A 19,138-nucleotide genomic window follows, 5' to 3' on the forward strand; every position below is an offset into this window, starting at 1 on the left:
TACGCCCCCCCCCCCCCCCCCCCCCCCCCCCCCCCCCCCCCCCCCCCCCCCCCCCCCCCCCCCCCCCCCCCCCCCCCCCCCCCGGTCCCCGGTCAGCGGGAAGCAGCGGCGTCCAGCAGCAGCCGCGCGGCCACCGATGCCCCGTCGGAGCGGACCCGGCCCGCCGCGGCTCTCGCCCGCGCGCGGGTCCCGGGAGCGAGCGCCGTCCGGAGCGCGGCCGACAGCGACGCCACGGTGGGGGCGGGGCCGTCGTGGGCCGCGCCGATGCCCAGGCCCGCCACCCGCCCGGCCCAGTACGGCTGGTCCGCCACCTGGGGGACCACCACCTGGGCCGCCCCGGCCCGGGCGGCCGTCGTCGTCGTACCCGCGCCACCATGGTGCACCACGGCGGCCACCCGGCCGAACAGCGCCTGCTGGTTGACCTCCCCGACCACGAAGCAGTCGTCCCCGCCGCGGGGGGACAGGTCGGCCCAGCCGCGGGCCACGATCACGCGGCGGCCCTGCGCCCGGACCGCCTCGACGGCGATCCGGGCCATGTCCGCCGTCGCGTGCAGCGGCATGCTGCCGAAGCCCACGTACACCGGCGGCGTCCCGGCGTCGAGGAACGCCGTCAGGGCGGCCGGGAGCGGCCGGGTGTCGGGCAGGATCCACGCGCCGGTCTGCACGACGTCGAGGTCCGGTGTGTCGTGCCACGGGTCCAGGAACGGGTCGCTCGCCAGCCACGGCCGCTCGCCCAGGACGTAGGCGCGGACGTCGTCCACCGGTGGCAGGCCGAGGGACGCCCGGCCCGTGTCGAGCGCCGTCCGGAACAGCGCGTCGATGTTCCGTGCGTCCAGCTCCCACAGCGCCCGGTTGTCGGTCACCTCCGGCGGGAGCGGGCGGCCCGGGTACGCGAGCGGCCGGCGGTGCGGCGCGGGCAGGGTGAGCTGCTGGAAGGTGACGGACACCGAGCGGATCCCCAGCTTCTCGGCCACCGACAGCGCACCCGCGGCGGCGGGCAGCGCACCGGTCGCCACCAGCACGTCGCACCCCTCTGCCGCCTCGGCGACCGGGCCGAGCTGGCCGGCTATCAGCGCGGCCGCGCGCTCGGGCAGCGACGAGGGCGACGGCGCCGCCCTCGTCAGCGCGCGGGCCGACGGGCCTACCGGCACCAGCGGCACCCCCACGTCGGCCAGCCGGCGCGCGAAGTCCTCGTCCGGGGGCGCGCACACCCGCACCCGGGCACCGTGCTCACGCAACCGGACCGCGAGCCCCGCCAGCGGTTCCACGTCCCCGCGCGACCCAAAGGTCGACAACACCACACGCACTTCGCAGAACTCCCATTCCGGCGGCTTCCTGGCTCAGGCCGTTGATTCTGCGGTACGACGGGGGCCTTGCCGCAAGGCCCCCCGTGCGCTATAAGTTAAGAGTGGCAAGGAGCGTCTGACCTCCTTGCCTTCGTCATTTCCCCCTCGGCGACCGTACGCCTGCTGCGTCCGCGGCACCGAACCCGGAATCCGAGGCCCGCCGGGGAGAGCGCCGCGGGACGGGCCGCGGCCACGTGCGACCGGTTCGGGAAGAGGGCGGCGCCGCAGGGGGCGGCTCAGGAGGCGGGCGGCCCGATCTCCCCCGCGAAGACGATGACTTGATCGATCAGGTTGCGCCGCAGATGGACGACGTCCGTCCCCGCCAGGCGGGGGCCTCCGCCCGGCAGGGTGAAGACCCACTGGTAGCGGGCCCACTCGTCGGGCATGTCCACCGCCGAGCAGCGCACCATCGTGCCGGCCCCCGCCGGATGGCGCCGGATGTCCAGCACGAACCGCTCGACCGCCTCGATCCCCTCACTGCGGCCCAGCGGCCCCCAGAAGACCACGTCCGAGGTCAGGGCCTGGGAAAGCAGTTCCGTCACATAGGTGTCGTCCGAGGCGTTGAACGCGGAGATGAACGTGTCGATCGCGGACCGCGCTGTCTCTTCCTGCATGCACCAGTAATACCAGCCGCCGCACCGCAGGCGTCCGTCCCGCGAGCCGGTTCGCGCGGTCCCGGTACGGCGCCGCGGTGCGGGCAGGCCGGCGGCCCCACGCCTCGCTCGACGAACGGCATGAAGGCCCCCCACGCGCGGAACCGGCCCCGGGCCGTGCCGCTCGACCCGCGTCCGCGGGACGGCCGCGGCGACCGGGCCCCCGAAGTCCCCGGCGTGCGGCGCGTCGTGAGCGGCGCCGGCGACGTCGCCCCGCCCCTCGGCGAGACGCCGGTTCCGTGTCCGCCCCGGTCCGGCGCGGGATAGCGTGCTCCCCATGTCCGGAAGAGCACCGCGGCGCCCCGCCCGCCCCCAACGTCCCCCGGCCGCACGCGACTACGACCTGCCACGCTGGCGGGACCGGGGCAGTCTCGGCCGCGGCAAGCCCTTCGTGCGCAAGGCGACCGAGGTGCACGGCGACCGGGAGGCCGTCGTCAAGCACACCGCCGACCCGCCCGGCGCGCGCCTCAGCCGGGCCCGGCGGATCCGCCTCCAGCGCTTCCACCAGGAGGCGCTGTACATGCGCCGGATGAACGGCACCCCCGGGATCCTCCCCGTCTGGGACATCGACGACGAGCACGGCGACCGGCCCCTCTGGTACGCCATGCCCCACGCCCGCCCGCTGGCCGACGCCCTCGACGAGAACTCCACCCTCCTCGACGTCGTCGCCCACGTCACGGACCTCGCCGGGACCCTGGCCGCCCTCGCCGAGCAGGGCACCTACCACCGCGACATCAAGCCCGACAACCTCTTCTGGTACGACGGCGCGGCGGTTCTCGGCGACTTCGGGATCGCCGCCATCGCCCGGACGCCCGCCGGACTGACCCGGCAGGGAGAAGGGCTCGGCCCCGCCAACTTCCTCGCCCCCGAGATGCGCCGGGCCACCGGCCCCGGGGCCGGGGAGCGGGCCGATGTCTACTCCCTCGCCAAGACGCTGTTCGTCCTCGCCCACCCCCGCCGCGGCCCCTACCCGCCGTTCGGCACGCACCGCGTGGACGCCGAGGAGTTCAGCCTGTGGTCGCTCGGCGGCGGCAACGCCACCCTGGCCCTCGGCCACGTCTTGGAGGCGGCCACCCAGCACATGGTCCGCGACCGGCTGACCATGGCCGACTTCCACGCCGAACTGCGCGCCTGGCTCGACCGCCACCGCGGTGACGCCGCCCGCTTCACCCCCTTCGGCGCCCGCTCCTTCCACCGGGGCTGGGGCGACCCCTCCCTGTGGGACCGCCACCACCGCGACGAGGAGGCCACCCGGGCGATGATGCTGCCCTGCATCCGCCGCCTCGCCGAGGCCCTGACCGGCGACAAGGGCGCCTGGACCGAGGGCGTCGACCACGCGGGCGGCGACAGCACCCTCGGCGAGTACGACTGGCAGCCCAACAGCGAGGAGGGCTTCGTACCGGAGGGGGCCCTGTGGCTGGCCACGCACGCGCACGACGGCCGGCGCGTCGTCCTGGAGGCCGTCCTCGACCACGACGTCTGCTTCCTCGCCGAGGTCCAGCGCGGCGGACCCCCGTGGACCCTGGAGCGGCAGTGGGGGCACACCCCCTGGCACCGGCCGCGCCTGCCCCGCACCCACGACCGGCTCCGGGAGCTGACCGACGAGGTCGTCGAGTGGATCGCGCACTCCGCCCCGGACGCCCCCGCCGCCCCGGACGTCACCGAACCGGACCGGCCGGTCGCCGACGGTCACCCGGTCCCGGTCACAGGCCCATGACGTCGAACAGCAGGGACGGATCCGGCTCCGCCACCCGGTCCAGGGTCTGCTCGGCCCAGATGACCTTGCCCCGCGCGGCGTAACGGGTCCCCCACAGGTCGGCGAACTGGGAGACGAGGAACAGCCCCCGGCCCCCCTCGTCCGTGCTGGCCGCGCGCCGCAGTCGCGGCGAGGTGTTGCTGCCGTCCGACACCTCGCAGACCAGGGTCCGGCCCAGCAGCAGCCGGACCCGCACGGGCGGGGCGCCGTAACGGATCGCGTTGGTGAGCAGCTCGCTGAGGATCAGTTCGGTGGCGAACGCCGTTTCCTCCAGCCCCCAGTCGGCCAGCCGCCGGCTCACCTCGCCGCGCACCCGGGGCACGGCCGTCACGTCGAACGGCACGTCCCAGCTCGCCACGCGGGAGGGATCGAGCAGCCGGGTCCGGGCGACCAGCAGGGCCACGTCGTCGCTGGGGTGCTCGGGCAGCATCCGCTCCACCAGGACGCGGCAGGTCTCCTCCGGTGTCCGGTCCGCGTGGGCGACGGCCGAGGACAGCGTCGCCAGGCCCTCGTCGACGTCCCGGCCCCGGCTCTCGATCAGGCCGTCGGTGAACAGGACCAGACGACTGCCCTCGGGCAGCTCCAGCTCGCCCGCCTCGAAGGGGTGCCCGCCGACCCCCAGGGGCGGCGACAGGGGCAGGTCCGGGAAGGTCACCCGGCCCTCGGGATCCACCACCGCGGGCGCCAGATGCCCCGCGCGGGACACGGCGCACCGCCCGCACACCGGGTCGTAGACGGCGTAGAGGCAGGTGGCGCCGGTGAGCGGCACGTGGTCGTCGTCGGCGGTCGCGGTCTGCGAGTCCAGCCGGGTCACCATCTCGTCCAGGTGGCCGAGCAGCTCGTCCGGGGCGAGGTCCAGCGACGAGAAGTTCAGCACGGCCGTGCGCAGCCGTCCCATGGTGACCGCCGCCCGCATCCCGTGCCCCACGATGTCCCCGACGACGAGCGCCACCCGGAATCCCGGCAGCGGGATGACGTCGAACCAGTCGCCGCCCACACCCGACCGGGCCGGCAGATACCGCGAGGCGATCTCCAGCACGTCCTGCTCCGGCAGGCCCACCGGCAGCAGGCTGCGCTGCAGCGTCACCGCCATGGTGTGCTCGCGGGCGTACCGGCGGGCGTTGTCGATGGCCACGGCGGCCCGGGCCACCAGCTCCTCGGCCACCGCGACGTCCTCCTCGTCGAACCGGGGCGAGCCCGCGCCCCGCCAGAAGTCGGCCATGCCGAGGACCACCCCGCGGGCCCGCAGCGGCACCGTGATCAGCGAGTGGATGCCGTAGTCCAGCACCCGCTCGGCGCCGCCGGCGTCCCGCGCCCGCCAGTCCTGGGCACGGTGCAGATCCGGCACGAGGACGGCCTTGCCCCGGCGCAGCGCCGCCGCCATCGGGGTGTCCGCCATCACGAACCGGATCACCTCGCCCACCGGCTGCAACGGATGACCGGGATGCGCGCCGCGCAGCGCCGTGCGGCGCATCTCGCGCACCGCGCTCGTGGGTTCCTCGCCGCGCAGCACGGAGTCCAGCAGCTCCACGGTGACGAAGTCGGCCATGCGCGGCACCGCCACCTCCGACAGCTCCTCGGCCGTGCGCCGCACATCGAGCGTGGTGCCGATCCGCATGCCCGCCTCGTACAGGAACGACAGCCGGCCCCGCGCCAGCTCGGCCTCTCCCGAGAGGGCCCGCAGATCCGTGGTGTCACGGAACGTGGCCACGAGGCCCGGCGCACCGCCGTACGGGGCGGTGGGCCGGATGTTCACCGCCAGCAGCCGGTCCCCGGACCGGACGACCTCGTCGGACACGGCCTCGCCCGCCTCCAGCAGCCTGGTCGGCCCCGGACCCAGCCGCAGCTCCCGCACCGGCCGCCGGTCGGCGTCCGCCGGCAGGTCCAGCAGCCGGCGCGCCTCGTCGTTGGCGAGCAGCACGCGCCCGTCGCCGCCGAGGATCAGCACTCCCTCGCGCACGGCGTGCAGGACGGCGTCGTGATGCTCGTACATCCGGGTCATCTCGGCCGGGCCGAGCCCATGGGTCTGCCGCAGCAGCCGGCGGCTGACCAGGGCCGCCCCGCCGGTCGCCAGGACCAGCGCCCCCGCCGCCGCGCCGAGCAGCGCCGGCAGCTCCCGGACGAGGACGTCGCCCACGTTGGCGTACTCGATGCCCGCGGTGACGACGCCGGCCACGCGCCTGCTCGGGTCCGTCACCGGGACGACGGCGCGCACGGCGTCGGCCGGCCGGCCGTGGAAGGTCTCGGTGAACGTCTCGCCCAGCAGGGCCCGCCCGACCCCCTGGGCCTTCGTGCCGATCAGGTCGGGCCGGCGGTCGGTGAGCCGGACCCCGTGCTTGTCCAGCACGGTGACGAAGTCGACCCCGGCCCCCTTGCGCACCTGCTCCGCCTCCGGCTGCAGCCGGGCCGTCGGATCCGGCGCGCGCAGCGCGTCCGCCGTGCCGGGGGCGTGTGCGAAGGCCTCGGCCACGGCCAGCGACCGGTCCCTGGCGCTGCGCTTGGCGTCGTACAGACCCTGCACCACCAGGGCGGTGGCGCCCACCGCGACCAGCAGCAGCATGATCAGCGCATGGAACAGGAAGACCTGGGCGGCGAGCGTGCGGACGCTCAGGGACGGCGGGATCCGGCGCCCGCGAAACGGCCCCGGCACGCGTCGGCGGGGCGGATCGTGGGCCCGCCGGGTGCCGGGCGGCGGCGCCGCTTTCGCCCTCGGACGGCGGAAACGTCCGCTCATCTCCCTTTTCTAGCACTGGAACTCGGTGACCGGCGACCGCTGTGCGGCCGGTCGCGCACCACCGGCGTCCCGGGCGTCGGCCGGGTGGGGGAGGGGCTGCGCCGGCCGGCCCCGCTCCGGACGGATGACGGCCGTTGCGGGCGCCGCCCCGCCGGCGGGCCGGGCCGCGTACCGGGCGTGACGGGAACATGCCGCTGAGCGGAGCAATCCCCGGCGTGCCGCGCGCGGGCGCACCAGGCTGGGGACCTTGTCGTCGTGAGGTCCTGTGATCAGGAGTCCGTGTGCGGAGACCACGTATGCCGAAGCCTGGACCCACCGGTCGGGAGCCGGAGGACGGCGCGGGTGCGCGGACGCGGTTGCCGCAGTCTCCCGCGTGGCTGCGGTGGCTCCCGGTCCTGTTCGTCGCCGCCATCCTGCTGCTGGAGCCCGCGACCCCCGTCCAGTGGCCGGTGAGCTTCGTGCTGATCGCCCTGCCGCTCGTGACCGCGTTCGCCTACGGCCCCGCGGTCGTCGCCGGTGCCACCGCGTTCGCCGTCCTCCTGGAAGGCGTCCTGGCCGGCACCCCCTGTTGCGCCGGCCGGCCCGTCGGCTACCTCTGGGACCGCTACTACGTGGCCTCCTACGTCTGTACCGCGCTGGTGGGCGTCCTCGGCACCATCCTGGCCGCGCACCGCACCCGCCGCGAGCGCACCCTGGCCGATGTGCGCTTCGTGGCCGACATCGCACAGCGGGTGCTGCTCCGGCCGGTCCCGCACCGGATCGGCGACCTGCTGCTGGACAGCCTCTATCTGTCCGCCACCGCGGAGGCGCGCATCGGCGGCGACCTCTACGAGGCCGTCCCCACCCGGTACGGGGTCCGGCTGCTCATCGGCGACGTACGGGGCAAGGGACTGCTCGCGGTGGAGACCGCCGCCGCCCTGCTCGGCGCGTTCCGCGAGGCCGCGCACGACGAAGCGGCGCTGCCCGCCCTGGCCGACCGGGTGGAGACCAGCATGAACCGCAGGGCGGCGCTGCTGGGCGGGAACGAGGTCGGCGAACGGTTCGTCACCGCCGTCTTCGTGGAGATCCCCTCGTCGGCGCCGGTGCTCCGCGTCGTCAACTGCGGCCACCCGCCGCCCGTCCGCATCCGCGCGGGCGAGGTCCGCGAACTGGACAGCGGACGGTCGGCCCCGCCGCTCAACCTCGGCATGCTGGCCGGGGAGCCGTACCACGTCGACGAGTACTCCTTCCGCCCCGGCGACGAGCTGCTGCTCTACACGGACGGCGTCACGGAGACCCGCGATCCGTCCGGCTCCTTCTACCCCCTCCTCCAGCGCCTCGGCTCCTGGCGCGCCCTCCCGCCCCGGGGCCTGCTGGAGCGGCTCCACCACGATCTGCTGGCCTACAGCGGCGACCGCCTCCAGGACGACATCGCGGCACTCGCGGTCTGCCTCCCCGCCGACGGCCTCGCGTCCGTGCCGCCGCCGTCGTCCGTCGGCTGAGTGCCCGCCCGGCACACACATGACGTGTGCGGCACTCACATAAGCTGGGCGCGCGCGATGCGCGACGGAACGCCCTCAACGAGTAGAGGTCACACCTTGCGTGCCATACAGTTCGACCGCTTCGGTGGACCCGAAGTGCTGTCCCTCGTCGACCTGCCGGAGCCGGAACCCGGCCCGGACCAGGTGCTGATCACCGTGGAGGCCGCGGGCATCAACTTCGCGGACACCCACCAGGCCGACGGTTCGTACCTGAGCGCGGACCAGCTGCCCTTCGTGCCGGGCAGCGAGGTCGTCGGACGCACACCGGACGGCCGGCGCGTCCTCGCCCGGGTCCGGCGCGGGTACGCCGAACTCGCCGTGGCCGACCGGACCGCGGTGTTCGACATCCCCGAGGACCTCCCCGCCGCCCACGCCCTGTCCACGCTGATGCAGGGCCTGACCGCCTGGCACCTGCTGCGCAGTGCCGCCCGGGTACGGCCGGGCGAGCGGGTCGTGGTGCACTCCGCCGCGGGCGGGGTGGGCAGCGTCGCGGTGCAGCTGGCCCGCCTCTGGGGAGCGGGCGAGGTGTGGGCGACGGCCTCGACCAAGGCCAAGGCGGACCTGGTGACGGGCCTGGGCGCCGCCGGGGTGGTCGAGTACCCGCTGCCCGAACCGGCCGACGTGATCCTCGACGGCGTCGGCGGCCCGCTGTTCGACCGGGCACTGGGCTCGCTCGCGGACTTCGGCCGCATCGTCACCTACGGCAACGCCTCCCGCGAGGCGTTCACCCCGCTCGACGACGCGCGGCTGCGCGCCCTGAACGCCGCGGTCGTCGGATTCTGGCTGCGCCCCACCCTGGCCCGCCCCGGGGCCTTCGCGGAGCCGGTGCGGGAGATGCTGGACATGATGGCGCGGGGGGTCCTGCGCCCCGTGGCCGGCGAGGAGTACCCGCTGGCCGACGCGGCCCGCGCCCACACCGACCTCCTGGCCCGCCGCACCACGGGAAAGATCCTGCTGCGCCCCTGACACCCGCCACCGCGCCCCCTACACCTCCCGCGCCGGCCCGTCACCTTCCGGCCGGGAGGTGTTCCGCTAGGACAGCGGGCGGGTCGTCACGGTGCTGGAGAAGACGAGCCGGTCGCCCTGGTGGGCGTCGATCACGGTCCGGCCGTGCCCGTCGGGGCCCTCCGCGGGGTCGGTGACGTCGCGTGCCGTGATGTGGCAGGGCTGGTCGAACTCGACGTAGCGCGTGAACGTGGTGTCGAACTCGACGGGCACCACGGGCCGGGACGCCACCGCCTGCGCGGCCTGGCCCGCCGCCTCCAGCAGCACCATCCCGGGTATGTGATCGTGCGGGTGGTCGAAGAGGACCTGGTGCGAGGTGTCGACGCGCAGCCGCCAGCGCCGCGGTTCGGCCGTGGGGGAGAGCACCACGTCACGTTCCCGGGCGCGGCCCACCAGGGGTGCCGGTACGGGCGGGGTGAGGGGGAGTGCGCGGGCGAAGGCGTCCTTGGCGTCGGCGTACGGGCCGCGCAGCCGGTCGTAGATGGCCGGGGGATGGGTGCTGTAGCGCAGGGTGGCCGTGCCCAGGGCGGCGCCGGCGCGCGTCGCCTCCACCCGGGAGACCAGGTGCGCACTGCCCAGCCGGCGCCGGGTCACCTCCGTGTGGGTGATGACCAGTTCGACCTCGGCGGGCTCCGGGCCCACCTCCAGTGCCGTCGGGACGACGGCGGAGCGTATGTGCTCCCACCCGAGCCGATGACTGAGGGGTATGTCGTGCACGGTGTGCGTCAGGAGTGCCAGCGCCTGCCGCAGGCTCTCCGTGGCGAGCAGCGGGGTGTACCGCCCCCCTTCCACGTAGAAGCGGTGGTCGATCGGCCAACGAGCGGTCACCACCTGGCAGTTGTCCGTCAACGGGCGCCAGCCGGTGACCAGTGCCTCGTCGTGGACGGATTTGCGCACGAGCGCGCTGTGCGCACCGAGCGGATCGTCGTGTGTGGCCGTCATGACCGGCGCTCCCCCTGATATTTCTCTGTCCCGGACCTTGGTACCCAGGTGTCATGTCTCTTGTAAGGTAAAGAATAGTATTCACTTTTTTCTAGTGGTGAACGGGCGATTGCACATGACAGGTCGAGTGGTGAAACAGGAGAGAGCGGCGCGGACCCGAGCCGCTCTCATCCGGGCGGCGGCCGAGACGTTCGCGGAGTACGGCTTCGCGGGCACGACCGTCTCGCGGATCGCCGAGCGGGCCGAACTGACCCTGGGGGCCATGTACTTCCACTTCAAGTCCAAGGAGGAACTGGCGCGCCTGATCGTCACCGGCCAACCGGAACTGGTGGTCCCGCCGTTCGACTCGCAGGGGCTGCAGCACGCCGTCGACGTGACGCTGACCTGGGCCTACCAACTGCTCGACGACCCGGTGCTCCAGGCCGGCGCGCGCCTGGTGATGGACCAGGAACACTTCCTCGACCCGAGTGTGAACTCCCACCAGCAGTGGGCGGGCATCCTGCTGCACGACTTCGAGCAGGCCCGGCGCCGCCGCGAGCTGCGGGCCGACGTGGACACCGAGGCCTACGCCACACTGGTCGTCAGCTGCTGCACCGGAGCCCAGATCCACGCCCAGCTGGAGACGTCGCACCGGGATCTGCCCGCGCGCGTCGAGGAGATGTGGCGATGTCTGCTGCCCGCGCTCGCCGTACCCAGCGTGGCCAAGACGCTGCGCTTCGGCGAGGAGCGGGCCAGAGCGGCCTCATCCTGAGGGAGGGGAGCGGGAGACGGCGGGCGCTGCGGACACGCGGCGCCTCTTTTTCGTTGTCCGGCTACGGTGTGGGGACGAAGATCGGCAACGCACCGAAGGGAACGATGGGGTGGACTCCGGACTCGGCCTGTTCGCGGGCAGAACCGTCATGGTCACAGGAGCGTCCAGCGGCATAGGCGAGGCCGCCGCCCGGCTCTTCGCCGAACAGGGCGCGGCGGTGGTGCTCATGGCGCGGCGGGCGGACCGGCTGCGCGGCCTGGCCGGGGAGATCGAGGCCGGCGGGGGCCGGGCGCTGGTGACGGCGGGGGACGTGACCCGGGCGGCGGACGTCGAACGGTCCGTGGCCGCCGCGGTCGACACGTTCGGCCGGCTGGACGCGGCCTTCAACAACGCCGGTTGGGGTTCCATGGGCACCCCGCTGCACGAGACGGACGACGCCGTCTACGAGCAGATCATGGACGTGAACGTACGCGGTGTGTGGAACTGCCTGAAGCACCAGCTCCCGGTGATGCTGGACCAGGGCGCCGGCGCGATCGTCAACACCTCCAGTACGGCGGGGCTGTTCGCGACCGGGGCCGTCGCCCCCTACGTCGCGGCCAAGCACGCGGTGCTGGGCCTGACCAGGGCGGCCGCCGCCGAGTACGGCGGGCGCGGTATCCGCGTCAACGCCCTCGTGGTCGGCAGCACCCGCACCGAGCTGATGGAGGAGGCCCTCGCACGGGTCCCCGGCCTGGAGCGGGCCGCCACCGCCCGGGCCGTCCAGCACCGCCTCGCCGAACCGGTCGAGGTGGCCCGGGCGGCGGTGTGGCTGTGCAGCGACCAGGCCTCGTTCGTCACGGGGGCCGCGATGCCCGTCGACGGGGGATGCAGCGCCGTCTGAACGGCGCGGCCGGCCAGGGGGAGCCCTTCCGGGGGGAGCCCGGTGCCGCGGACCTGTCCGGCCGGCTCCCGTCGGCAAAAAACAAAATCAATACTATTATTGATGTGGGTGGCACCGAGAGTGACCTGAGTCGGGAGGGCAACGACATGGAGCTGAGGATGCTCGGGGAAGTGGCCGTGAGCGTGGGGACCTTGCCCGTCTGTCCGGCCGAGGTGCCGACCAGGCAGGTGCTCGCGCTCCTCACGGCGGCGGCCGACGGTGTCGTACCGGCGTACGCCCTCGCCGACGAACTGTGGCCGCAGGCACTGCCGGACGGCGCCCAGGACGCCCTGGAACACCACATCGGACGCCTGCGCGCGGTCGTGAACGCGGCCCTGCAGGCGGCGGGCAGCGAGCGGGCGGCCGAGGACGTCCTCGCCTCCGTGCCCGGTGGTTACCGGCTCGACACCGGCGGCGGCTCCAGCGACCTCAGGGCGTTCAAGCGGCTGACCGGAGCCGGATACCGGGCCATGGAGGCGGGAGACCTGCACCTCGCCGGCCGGCGGCTGCGCGAGGCGCTCGCCCTGTGGAGCGGCGCCCCGCTCTCCGGTGTTCCGCACGGCCCCCAACTCCGCGCCCACGCCACCCGGCTGACCTGCTCCTGGCAGCGCGCCGTGGACCGGTGGATCGACGCGGAGCTCCGGCTCGGGCGCTGGCGGGAGCTGTGCGCGGACCTGGCGCAGGCACTCACCCGCTACTGCCCCGCGACGCCCCTGTACGCGCAGCTGAAGGCGGACCTGGACCACCGGGGCCAGGACCGCGACGTCATCCGGGACTACCTGCGCAGGCGCCGTGAGGGACGCACCGCGCCCGGCCGGTCCCTGCCGGGCCGGATCCCCGCACAGCAGGGGGCCGCCCGGCGGACGCACTGCGCGGACCTCGAACTCAGCACGTTGCCCCGCATCCCCCTCGGCGACCTGCAAAGCGCCTGACGCCCGGTGGGCGGAGGCGTCCCCGCGCGCGGGTCCGGGTGCGCGCGGGGACGCCCGGGCGGCGCGCCCGGCCCACGCCCCGCGCGCCCCTCGCCGTCTCCGCCGCCTCACCGGGATCTCCGGCGCCCGGCCGCATCCGTGCCCGTCACACCGGGTGTGCTCCTCGACGTGCCGTACCGTCCCCGGCCCATTCGGCTCCCGCACCGTCGACCGCCCCGGGGCGCAGCCGGCACCGGCGGCCCGGCACCCGCCCGCCGCGTCCCCGCCGGGCACCGCCCCGGTGGCCGGCCTCACCGAACGGCCGTGGTTGACTCCTCGATCGCCGTCCGTCTAAGTTCTGTTCGCAAACGCGAAAGGCCAGGCCGGCGGGGGTAAAGGCGATGACCGACGCAGCAGACAGAGACCATCCGGACCTGCTCACCGTGCTCCGGCTGCTGGCCGAAGAGGTACCGTCCCACCGTTTCGAGGAGTTGCTGCTGCGGGCGGAGCGGACCTGCACGCCCGAGGAGCGGGACCGGATGGAGCAGGCGGTCCGGCTGGCCCATGTCGTGCACGCCTCGCAGCACCGGCGCCGGCAGCGGGAGGACGGACTCGCCGAACTCGTCGACACCGCCCGCGACATGACCCAGCCGCACGACCTGGGCGAGCTGATGCGGGTGATCAGCCGCCGGGTCAAGCGGATCATCAAGGCGGACATGGCGTGCATCGGTCTGTGCGAGGACGACGGCACCTTGAGCCTGCACGCCGTCGAGGGCGCCACCACCGGACTGTGGGCCGAGATGCGCCTCGCCATGGGCTCGGGACAGCAGGCCGTGACGACCGGGGCGCCGATCTGGACGGCCGACTATCTGCACGACGACCGGTTCGAGCACTGCCCGCGGGCCGACGAGATGGTCCGCGCGGAAGGCATCACCTCGCTGCTCGCCGTGCCGCTCGTGCACGGCGACAGCACCCTCGGCGTCCTGTTCTGCGCGACCCGCACCGTACGCCACCTCACCCCGGACGAGATCGGCCTGGCGTGCTCGCTGGCCGCGCTGGGCGCCGTGGCCCTCAAGCGCGCGGAACGGCTCCAGGACGCCAGCGTCGAGGTCAGCGAACTCGAATCCGACGGCTTCCGTACCCGGACCACACTGGCCCGGCTGCAACAACTCGCCGATGTCAACGGCCACTTGATGGGACTGCTGCTGTCCGGAGCGGACCTCGACATCCTGGCGCAGGCCGCCGCCGACGCGCTGGACGGCACCGTGCAACTGCGGAATCCCGCAGGCCGCGTCATCACCGCCACCGCGCCCCTGCCCGACCTCGACGACAACGCGGTCACCGAGGTGTCCTGGGACGCCCACGCACAGCGCACCCCCCTGCTGTACGGCGAGGACACCTGGGTGGCCCCCGTGGCGGCGGGCGCGGAGAACCTGGGCTTCGCCGTCCTGCGCCCCGCCACCCCGCTGGTCGGCGAGGACGAACGGCTGCTGCACCTGATCACCGCCGTCTTCGCGCTCCACCTGCTCCTCCAGCACGGCACGGCCGCGGCGGAAGGCCCCGTCCACGACGAACTGTTCGACGAGCTGATCGCCCTGTCCGCCGGCGGGTCACGCCGGGCACACCGCCTGGAACAGCGCCTCGGCAGGGCCGGCCTGGACCCGGCGGCACCCCATGTGCTGCTCGCCGTCCGCATCGAGGGCGGCTCGCACGGGCGCGCGATGATGTGGGCCTCCTCCTACGCCTACCGGCAGGGCGGCCTCAAGACCGCCCGGGACGGCAACATCGTGCTGCTGCTGCCCGGCACCGACGCCTCGGACACCGCGCGCTCGGTCGCCGGCGAGCTGTCCGCGGTGCTGGGCCATCCGGTGACGGTGGGCGCCTCCGGACCCGGCCGCGGTCCCATGGAGGCGGGCCGGCTCCACCAGGAGGCGGTGCGCTGCCTGGAGGCGCTGACCACCCTCGACGCCATCGGCAGCGCCGCGGCGCTCGACGACCTCGGCTTCGTGGGACTCCTGCTGTCCGACGGCCACGACGTGGGCGGTTTCATCGACAATTCCATCGGGCCGGTCCTCGCCTACGACCGGGACAACGACACCGAGCTGGTGAAGACGCTGGAGGCGTACTTCGCCACGGGCGCCAGCCCGAGCAGGGCCGCCGACCGGCTCCACATCCACGCCAACACCGTCGCGCGCCGGCTGGACCGGGTCGGCACGCTCCTCGGCCCGCGGTGGCAGGAGCCCGGCCGGACCCTCGACATCCAGCTCGCCCTGCGGATCCACCGGATGCGGGCCCTGCTGCGCCCGCACGGCGCGGGCGTCCCGGACGCCTGAGGCAGCAGTCTGGTCCCGCCGGCCCTCCGGGGGCCACGGCGGGCCGGCAGATGTGTCAGGTCGGACGGCACCACCGCCCGGAGGTGACGTATTCCCCCGCGCCGACGCGGGCACGGCCGCGTCGATCACTAGCGTGACGTGGATGGACACACACATACACGTGGGTACCGGCCGGGACGCGTACGACGTGCGGGTGGGCCACGGCCTGCTGCGCGAACTCGCCGGCACCGCGGCCGACGGCGGGGCGGTCTCGCGGGTGGCCGTCCTGCACCCGCCCCGGCTGCGCGAGAAGGCCGCCGTCGCGGCGGACCTGTTCGCCGGGCGGGGCCTCGAACCGACACTGATCGAGCTGCCGGACGGCGAACAGGCCAAGACCGCCGGCACCGCCGCCCGCTGCTGGCGCATCCTCGGACAGCACGGCTTCACCCGCACCGACGTGATCGTGGGCATCGGCGGCGGCGCCACCACCGACCTGGCCGGCTTCACGGCCGCCACCTGGCTGCGCGGGGTGCCCTGGATCGCCGTACCGACCACCCTGCTCGGCATGGTCGACGCGGCGGTCGGCGGGAAGACCGGCATCAACACCGGCGAGGGCAAGAACCTGGTGGGCGCCTTCCACCCGCCGGCCGCCGTCCTGTGCGACCTCGACGCGCTCATCACCCTGCCGGCCGCCGACTACACGGCGGGCCTCGCCGAGGTCGTCAAGGCCGGCTTCATCCGGGACACCACGATCCTGGACCTGATCGAGGCGGACCCGGAGGGCGCGCGCGGCCCGCACGGCCCGCACACCCGGGAACTCGTCGAACGCGCGATCCGGGTCAAGGCCGAGGCCGTCACCCGCGACCTGCGCGAACAGGGCCCGCGCGAAGCCCTCAACTACGGCCACACGCTGGGCCACGCGATCGAGAAATGCGAGGGCTTCACCTGGCGGCACGGCGAGGCGGTGTCCGTGGGCATGGTGTTCGCCGCCGAACTCGGCCGCCTCGCCGGCCTGTCGGACGACGCCGTGGCGCACCGCCACCGGACCGTGCTCGGCGCGCTCGGCCTGCCCCTGCACCACCGCGGCGGCCGGTGGCCCGAACTGCTGGACGCCATGCGGGTGGACAAGAAGACCCGCGGGAACACCCTGCGCTTCATCGTCCTCGACGGCATCGGGCGCACCCGGGTCCTCGCGGACCCCGCACCGGACCACCTCGCAACCGCCTGGGCGCGGGTGTCCGGCTGACCGGACCGCACACCACGAACGAAAGGACGTCATGCAGTTCGGGATCTTCTCCGTGGGCGATGTCACCCCGGACCCGGCGACCGGCCGGGCCGTCGGCGAGCACGAGCGGATCAAGGCGATGGTCACCATCGCGCTCAAGGCGGAAGAGGTCGGCTTCGACGTCTTCGCCACCGGGGAACACCACAACCCGCCGTTCGTACCGTCCTCGCCGACGACCCTCCTCGGCCATGTCGCGGCGCGGACGAAGCGCCTGATCCTGTCCACCTCGACCACCCTCGTCACCACCAACGACCCGGTGAAGATCGCCGAGGACTACGCCATGCTCCAGCACCTGGCGGACGGGCGCGTGGACGTGATGCTCGGCCGGGGCAACACCGGCCCCGTCTATCCCTGGTTCGGGCAGGACATCCGGCAGGGGATCCCCCTCGCCGCCGAGAACTACGCGCTGCTGCACCGGCTGTGGCGGGAGACGGACGTCGACTGGGAGGGCCGGTTCCGCACGCCGTTGCGCGGCTTCACCTCCACCCCCCGCCCCCTGCACGGGGTCCCGCCCTTCGTCTGGCACGGTTCCATCCGCTCGCCGGAGATCGCCGAGCAGGCCGCCGTCCACGGGGACGGCTTCTTCGCCAACCACATCTTCTGGCCCGCGGCCCACACCAGGAAGATGGTCGCGCTCTACCGCAGGCGGTTCGCCCACCACGGTCACGGCACACCCGAACAGGCCATCGTCGGACTGGGCGGGCAGACCTTCGTCCGGCCCCGCTCCCAGGACGCGGTCCGGGAGTTCCGGCCCTACTTCGACCACTCTCCCGTCATGGGCGGCGGTGTCTCCCTGGAGGACTACATGGCGGCCACCCCGCTGAGCGTCGGATCGCCCCAGGAGGTCATCGACAAGACGCTGGCCTTCCGCGAGTACTGCGGCGACTACCAGCGCCAGCTGTTCAACGTGGACGCCAATGGGCTGCCCCTGAAGACGGTGCTGGAGCAGCTCGACATCCTGGGCGAGCAGGTCCTGCCCGTGCTGCGCGAGGAGTTCGCGCGCCTGCGCGCACCGGGCACGCCAAAGGCCCCGGAGCACCCGGCGGTGCGGCGCGCGAGGGCCGTGGCACCCTGACGAAGCCACCACCCCCCGCGCGGTCCGGCCGGCACCCCCGGGGGCGCCGGCCGGTCAGGCCCCGATCAGCCGGTCGGCCCGCCGCGGCCCGTACCCGGCGGCCCGCAGGGCGAGCGCCGTGTGGGCCACCGACGCGAGTGTCATGTGACGGTGCCAGCCGCGGAACGAACGCCCCGCGAAGTCGCGCAGCCCCGCCTGCTCACCGACGAGGTCGCGGTCCCGCTCCACCCGCCCGGCCAGCTTCGCGGTCCGCACCAGCGACGCGGCCGGCACCCGGGGCAGGGAGGTGAGCCAGAGGGCGGACGGCGGCCGTCCCGGGTCGGCCCACTCGCCCAGCAGGAACAGCCGCCGGGGCGCACCGCCGACGGCCCCCGGCAGCGCCACCGGGACCTTCGCCGCCCAGGAGGCGCGGGCGAGGTGCGGCTCGGCCGGGTCCTGCCAGGCGGCGGGCACCCGCATCCCCTTGAGCAGGTCCAGGATCCGCCGCGCGGGCAGCGGCCCCGCCCGGTGCCCGGGCAGCGCCGGATCGGCGACGGACAGCGGGCAGGACGGGCTGATCCGGGTGAGGAAGGGCACCCCGCCCGCGGCCAGCCGGCGGGCCGCGGCGGCCACGTCGCAGCGGCGCAGGTCCAGGACGGCCGGCCGGCGGGGGATGTCCCACAGCCGTGCCATCTCCAGGGCCACGGTCACGGCGCTCTCCTCCGCGCTCTCCGGCGCCGTCCGCTCGGGCACCTCCGCCCGGGCCCGCCGCTCGGGGTCGTTGACCCAGCTCTCGGGCAGCACCAGCCGCCAGTCGACGGGGGCGCTCACGGCCGGCGCGGCCAGCCAGGCGCCGATCACCTGCTGGCCCCGGACGACCTGCCCCAGATGCGGGGCGAACTGCTCGTCCACGCCCACCGAGTACTTGCCGGCCTTCGGTATGTGCATGGGCTGTATCACCCATGCCTGCGGCGCGATGGCGTCTTCCAGGTAGCCGGCCAGCGCACCGCGCAGCGGCCGCCAGTCCCAGGTCGAGCTGGCGATGAAGTGGTGCAGGCTCTGTTCCAGGCCGGGACGGCCGAGATGGGCGGCGATGTTGCGGATGGACTTGCGGCCCCGCGTGGTCAGCAGCCCACGCAGGTACTGCTCGGCTTGGCGCCGCTGGTCCTTGCGGCCCAGGAGGGAGAACAAGGCGGCACACAGCTCCGCGACGATCTCGTCGGGCGCCTCGCCACCGGGAGCGACGCAGCGTTGGCGGGGCACGGACAGCGCGTGGGGGGCGTCGAGTTTCCTGAGGACAGACGTGTTCACGATGCTCCAGCCGGGTCGGGAAGCTCTTTTCGGCTACATGAGCACCATGACCGGCGCGACCCCGGCGGGACGAGGTGCTCCTGCCACCCGAATATGCCGGGTCGTGCGTGGAGGACCACCCGTGCGCGACCGGTGGGCATCGGCCATATCCGCACGATTGACGGCCCGTTGACAGGGCATGGCGTCCTCCGCCCGGCGGGTGTGGCGGGACCACCGCCTGCCCGGGCGGGTGTGGGGGCCGCGCCCCACACCCGCCCGCCCACCTCAGCGTACGGTCAGGCGGCCGAGGTAGGACCGGGCGTTGCGGCGGGTCTCGGTGACGCTGTCCCCGCCGAACTTCTCCGCCACCGCGTCCGCCAGCACCAGCGCGACCATGGCCTCGGCCACGATCCCGGCGGCCGGCACCGCGCACACGTCGGAGCGCTGGTGGTGGGCCTGCGCGGCCTCGCCCGTGACGACGTCCACCGTCCTCAGCGCCCGGGGCACGGTCGCGATCGGCTTCATCGCCGCCCGCACCCGCAGCAGCTCACCCGTGGTGAGACCGCCCTCGGTGCCGCCGGAGCGGCCCGTGACCCGCTTGATGCCCTCACCCGTGGTGACGATCTCGTCGTGGGCCTGCGAGCCGGGCACCCGGGCCAG

15 protein-coding genes are annotated in these 19,138 nt (G+C 74.4%); 9 read left to right on the forward strand and 6 right to left on the reverse strand.

Translation table 11 applies throughout. The features are described from left to right. Positions 1-92: 92 nt before the first annotated feature. The gene (locus tag ACZ63H_RS16335) at positions 93-1,307 is read right to left on the reverse strand and encodes a glycosyltransferase (protein WP_469865451.1); all 1,215 of its coding nucleotides are present in this window, start codon (positions 1,305-1,307) and stop codon (positions 93-95) included. Between the two features lie 275 nt (positions 1,308-1,582). Next, positions 1,583-1,960: a nuclear transport factor 2 family protein gene (locus tag ACZ63H_RS16340; protein WP_469865453.1), complete on the reverse strand. Its 378-nt coding sequence runs from the start codon at positions 1,958-1,960 to the stop codon at positions 1,583-1,585. Positions 1,961-2,276: 316 nt separating this feature from the next. On the opposite strand from ACZ63H_RS16340, the gene ACZ63H_RS16345 reads away from it, so the two are divergent. Next, the gene (locus tag ACZ63H_RS16345; RefSeq protein WP_469865455.1) at positions 2,277-3,716 is read left to right on the forward strand and encodes a serine/threonine-protein kinase; all 1,440 of its coding nucleotides are present in this window, start codon (positions 2,277-2,279) and stop codon (positions 3,714-3,716) included. Here ACZ63H_RS16345 and ACZ63H_RS16350 read toward each other — a convergent pair. After that, on the reverse strand, positions 3,703-6,489 hold the full coding sequence (locus tag ACZ63H_RS16350; protein ID WP_469865457.1) for a SpoIIE family protein phosphatase: 2,787 nt from the start codon (positions 6,487-6,489) through the stop codon (positions 3,703-3,705). The genes ACZ63H_RS16345 and ACZ63H_RS16350 overlap by 14 nt on opposite strands. Before the next feature lie 377 nt (positions 6,490-6,866). Between ACZ63H_RS16350 and ACZ63H_RS16355 the strand changes: the two genes are divergently transcribed. Together ACZ63H_RS16355 and ACZ63H_RS16360 are read left to right on the forward strand one after the other, a co-directional pair. Continuing rightward, positions 6,867-7,970 carry a PP2C family protein-serine/threonine phosphatase gene (locus ACZ63H_RS16355; RefSeq protein ID WP_469865487.1) on the forward strand — a complete coding sequence of 368 codons (1,104 nt, stop codon included), beginning with the start codon at positions 6,867-6,869 and terminating at the stop codon, positions 7,968-7,970. A 96-nt stretch (positions 7,971-8,066) separates the two neighbouring features. Continuing rightward, positions 8,067-8,975, forward strand: coding sequence for a quinone oxidoreductase family protein (locus ACZ63H_RS16360; RefSeq protein WP_469865459.1), 909 nt, complete (start codon positions 8,067-8,069; stop codon positions 8,973-8,975). A gap of 66 nt (positions 8,976-9,041) precedes the next feature. Here ACZ63H_RS16360 and ACZ63H_RS16365 read toward each other — a convergent pair whose 3' ends face one another. Beyond that, a complete protein-coding gene (locus ACZ63H_RS16365; RefSeq protein ID WP_469865461.1) occupies positions 9,042-9,956 on the reverse strand; it encodes a ScbA/BarX family gamma-butyrolactone biosynthesis protein in 915 nt (304 codons plus the stop codon). A gap of 115 nt (positions 9,957-10,071) precedes the next feature. Here ACZ63H_RS16365 and ACZ63H_RS16370 point away from each other — a divergent pair, with 115 nt between their 5' ends. From ACZ63H_RS16370 to ACZ63H_RS16395, 6 genes are all read left to right on the forward strand, one after another. After that, positions 10,072-10,707 carry a ScbR family autoregulator-binding transcription factor gene (locus ACZ63H_RS16370; RefSeq protein WP_469865463.1) on the forward strand — a complete coding sequence of 212 codons (636 nt, stop codon included), beginning with the start codon at positions 10,072-10,074 and terminating at the stop codon, positions 10,705-10,707. 109 nt (positions 10,708-10,816) lie between these two features. Beyond that, entirely contained in the window at positions 10,817-11,587 is a 771-nt protein-coding gene (locus ACZ63H_RS16375) for an SDR family NAD(P)-dependent oxidoreductase (protein ID WP_469865465.1), read from the forward strand. A 104-nt stretch (positions 11,588-11,691) separates the two neighbouring features. Then, positions 11,692-12,558, forward strand: a complete 867-nt coding sequence (locus ACZ63H_RS16380) for an AfsR/SARP family transcriptional regulator (RefSeq protein WP_469865467.1) — start codon at positions 11,692-11,694, stop codon at positions 12,556-12,558. A 380-nt stretch (positions 12,559-12,938) separates the two neighbouring features. Beyond that, positions 12,939-14,870, forward strand: coding sequence for a helix-turn-helix domain-containing protein (locus ACZ63H_RS16385; RefSeq protein WP_469865469.1), 1,932 nt, complete (start codon positions 12,939-12,941; stop codon positions 14,868-14,870). Between the two features lie 142 nt (positions 14,871-15,012). After that, the gene (aroB, locus tag ACZ63H_RS16390; RefSeq protein ID WP_469865471.1) at positions 15,013-16,095 is read left to right on the forward strand and encodes a 3-dehydroquinate synthase; all 1,083 of its coding nucleotides are present in this window, start codon (positions 15,013-15,015) and stop codon (positions 16,093-16,095) included. 31 nt (positions 16,096-16,126) lie between these two features. Next, the gene (locus ACZ63H_RS16395; protein ID WP_469865473.1) at positions 16,127-17,209 is read left to right on the forward strand and encodes a CE1758 family FMN-dependent luciferase-like monooxygenase; all 1,083 of its coding nucleotides are present in this window, start codon (positions 16,127-16,129) and stop codon (positions 17,207-17,209) included. Positions 17,210-17,263: 54 nt separating this feature from the next. Here the strand turns inward: ACZ63H_RS16395 and ACZ63H_RS16400 are convergent, their stop codons facing one another. Next, positions 17,264-18,499: an IS701 family transposase gene (locus tag ACZ63H_RS16400; protein ID WP_469865475.1), complete on the reverse strand. Its 1,236-nt coding sequence runs from the start codon at positions 18,497-18,499 to the stop codon at positions 17,264-17,266. 264 nt (positions 18,500-18,763) lie between these two features. Then, a partial coding sequence (locus tag ACZ63H_RS16405) for a chorismate synthase (RefSeq protein ID WP_469865477.1) occupies positions 18,764-19,138 on the reverse strand: 375 nt, incomplete at its 5' end.

Source organism: Streptomyces sp. NPDC104831, assembly GCF_055583025.1.

What these genes read in the sequence shown, in the direction of transcription:
- aroB (WP_469865471.1), top strand. Translation starts at nt 15,013, where the DNA reads ATGGACACACACATACACGTGGGTACCGGCCGGGACGCGTACGACGTG.
- ACZ63H_RS16350 (WP_469865457.1), bottom strand. Translation starts at nt 6,489, where the DNA reads ATGAGCGGACGTTTCCGCCGTCCGAGGGCGAAAGCGGCGCCGCCGCCC.
- ACZ63H_RS16395 (WP_469865473.1), top strand. Translation starts at nt 16,127, where the DNA reads ATGCAGTTCGGGATCTTCTCCGTGGGCGATGTCACCCCGGACCCGGCG.
- ACZ63H_RS16370 (WP_469865463.1), top strand. Translation starts at nt 10,072, where the DNA reads ATGACAGGTCGAGTGGTGAAACAGGAGAGAGCGGCGCGGACCCGAGCC.
- ACZ63H_RS16365 (WP_469865461.1), bottom strand. Translation starts at nt 9,956, where the DNA reads ATGACGGCCACACACGACGATCCGCTCGGTGCGCACAGCGCGCTCGTG.
- ACZ63H_RS16385 (WP_469865469.1), top strand. Translation starts at nt 12,939, where the DNA reads ATGACCGACGCAGCAGACAGAGACCATCCGGACCTGCTCACCGTGCTC.
- ACZ63H_RS16345 (WP_469865455.1), top strand. Translation starts at nt 2,277, where the DNA reads ATGTCCGGAAGAGCACCGCGGCGCCCCGCCCGCCCCCAACGTCCCCCG.
- ACZ63H_RS16340 (WP_469865453.1), bottom strand. Translation starts at nt 1,960, where the DNA reads ATGCAGGAAGAGACAGCGCGGTCCGCGATCGACACGTTCATCTCCGCG.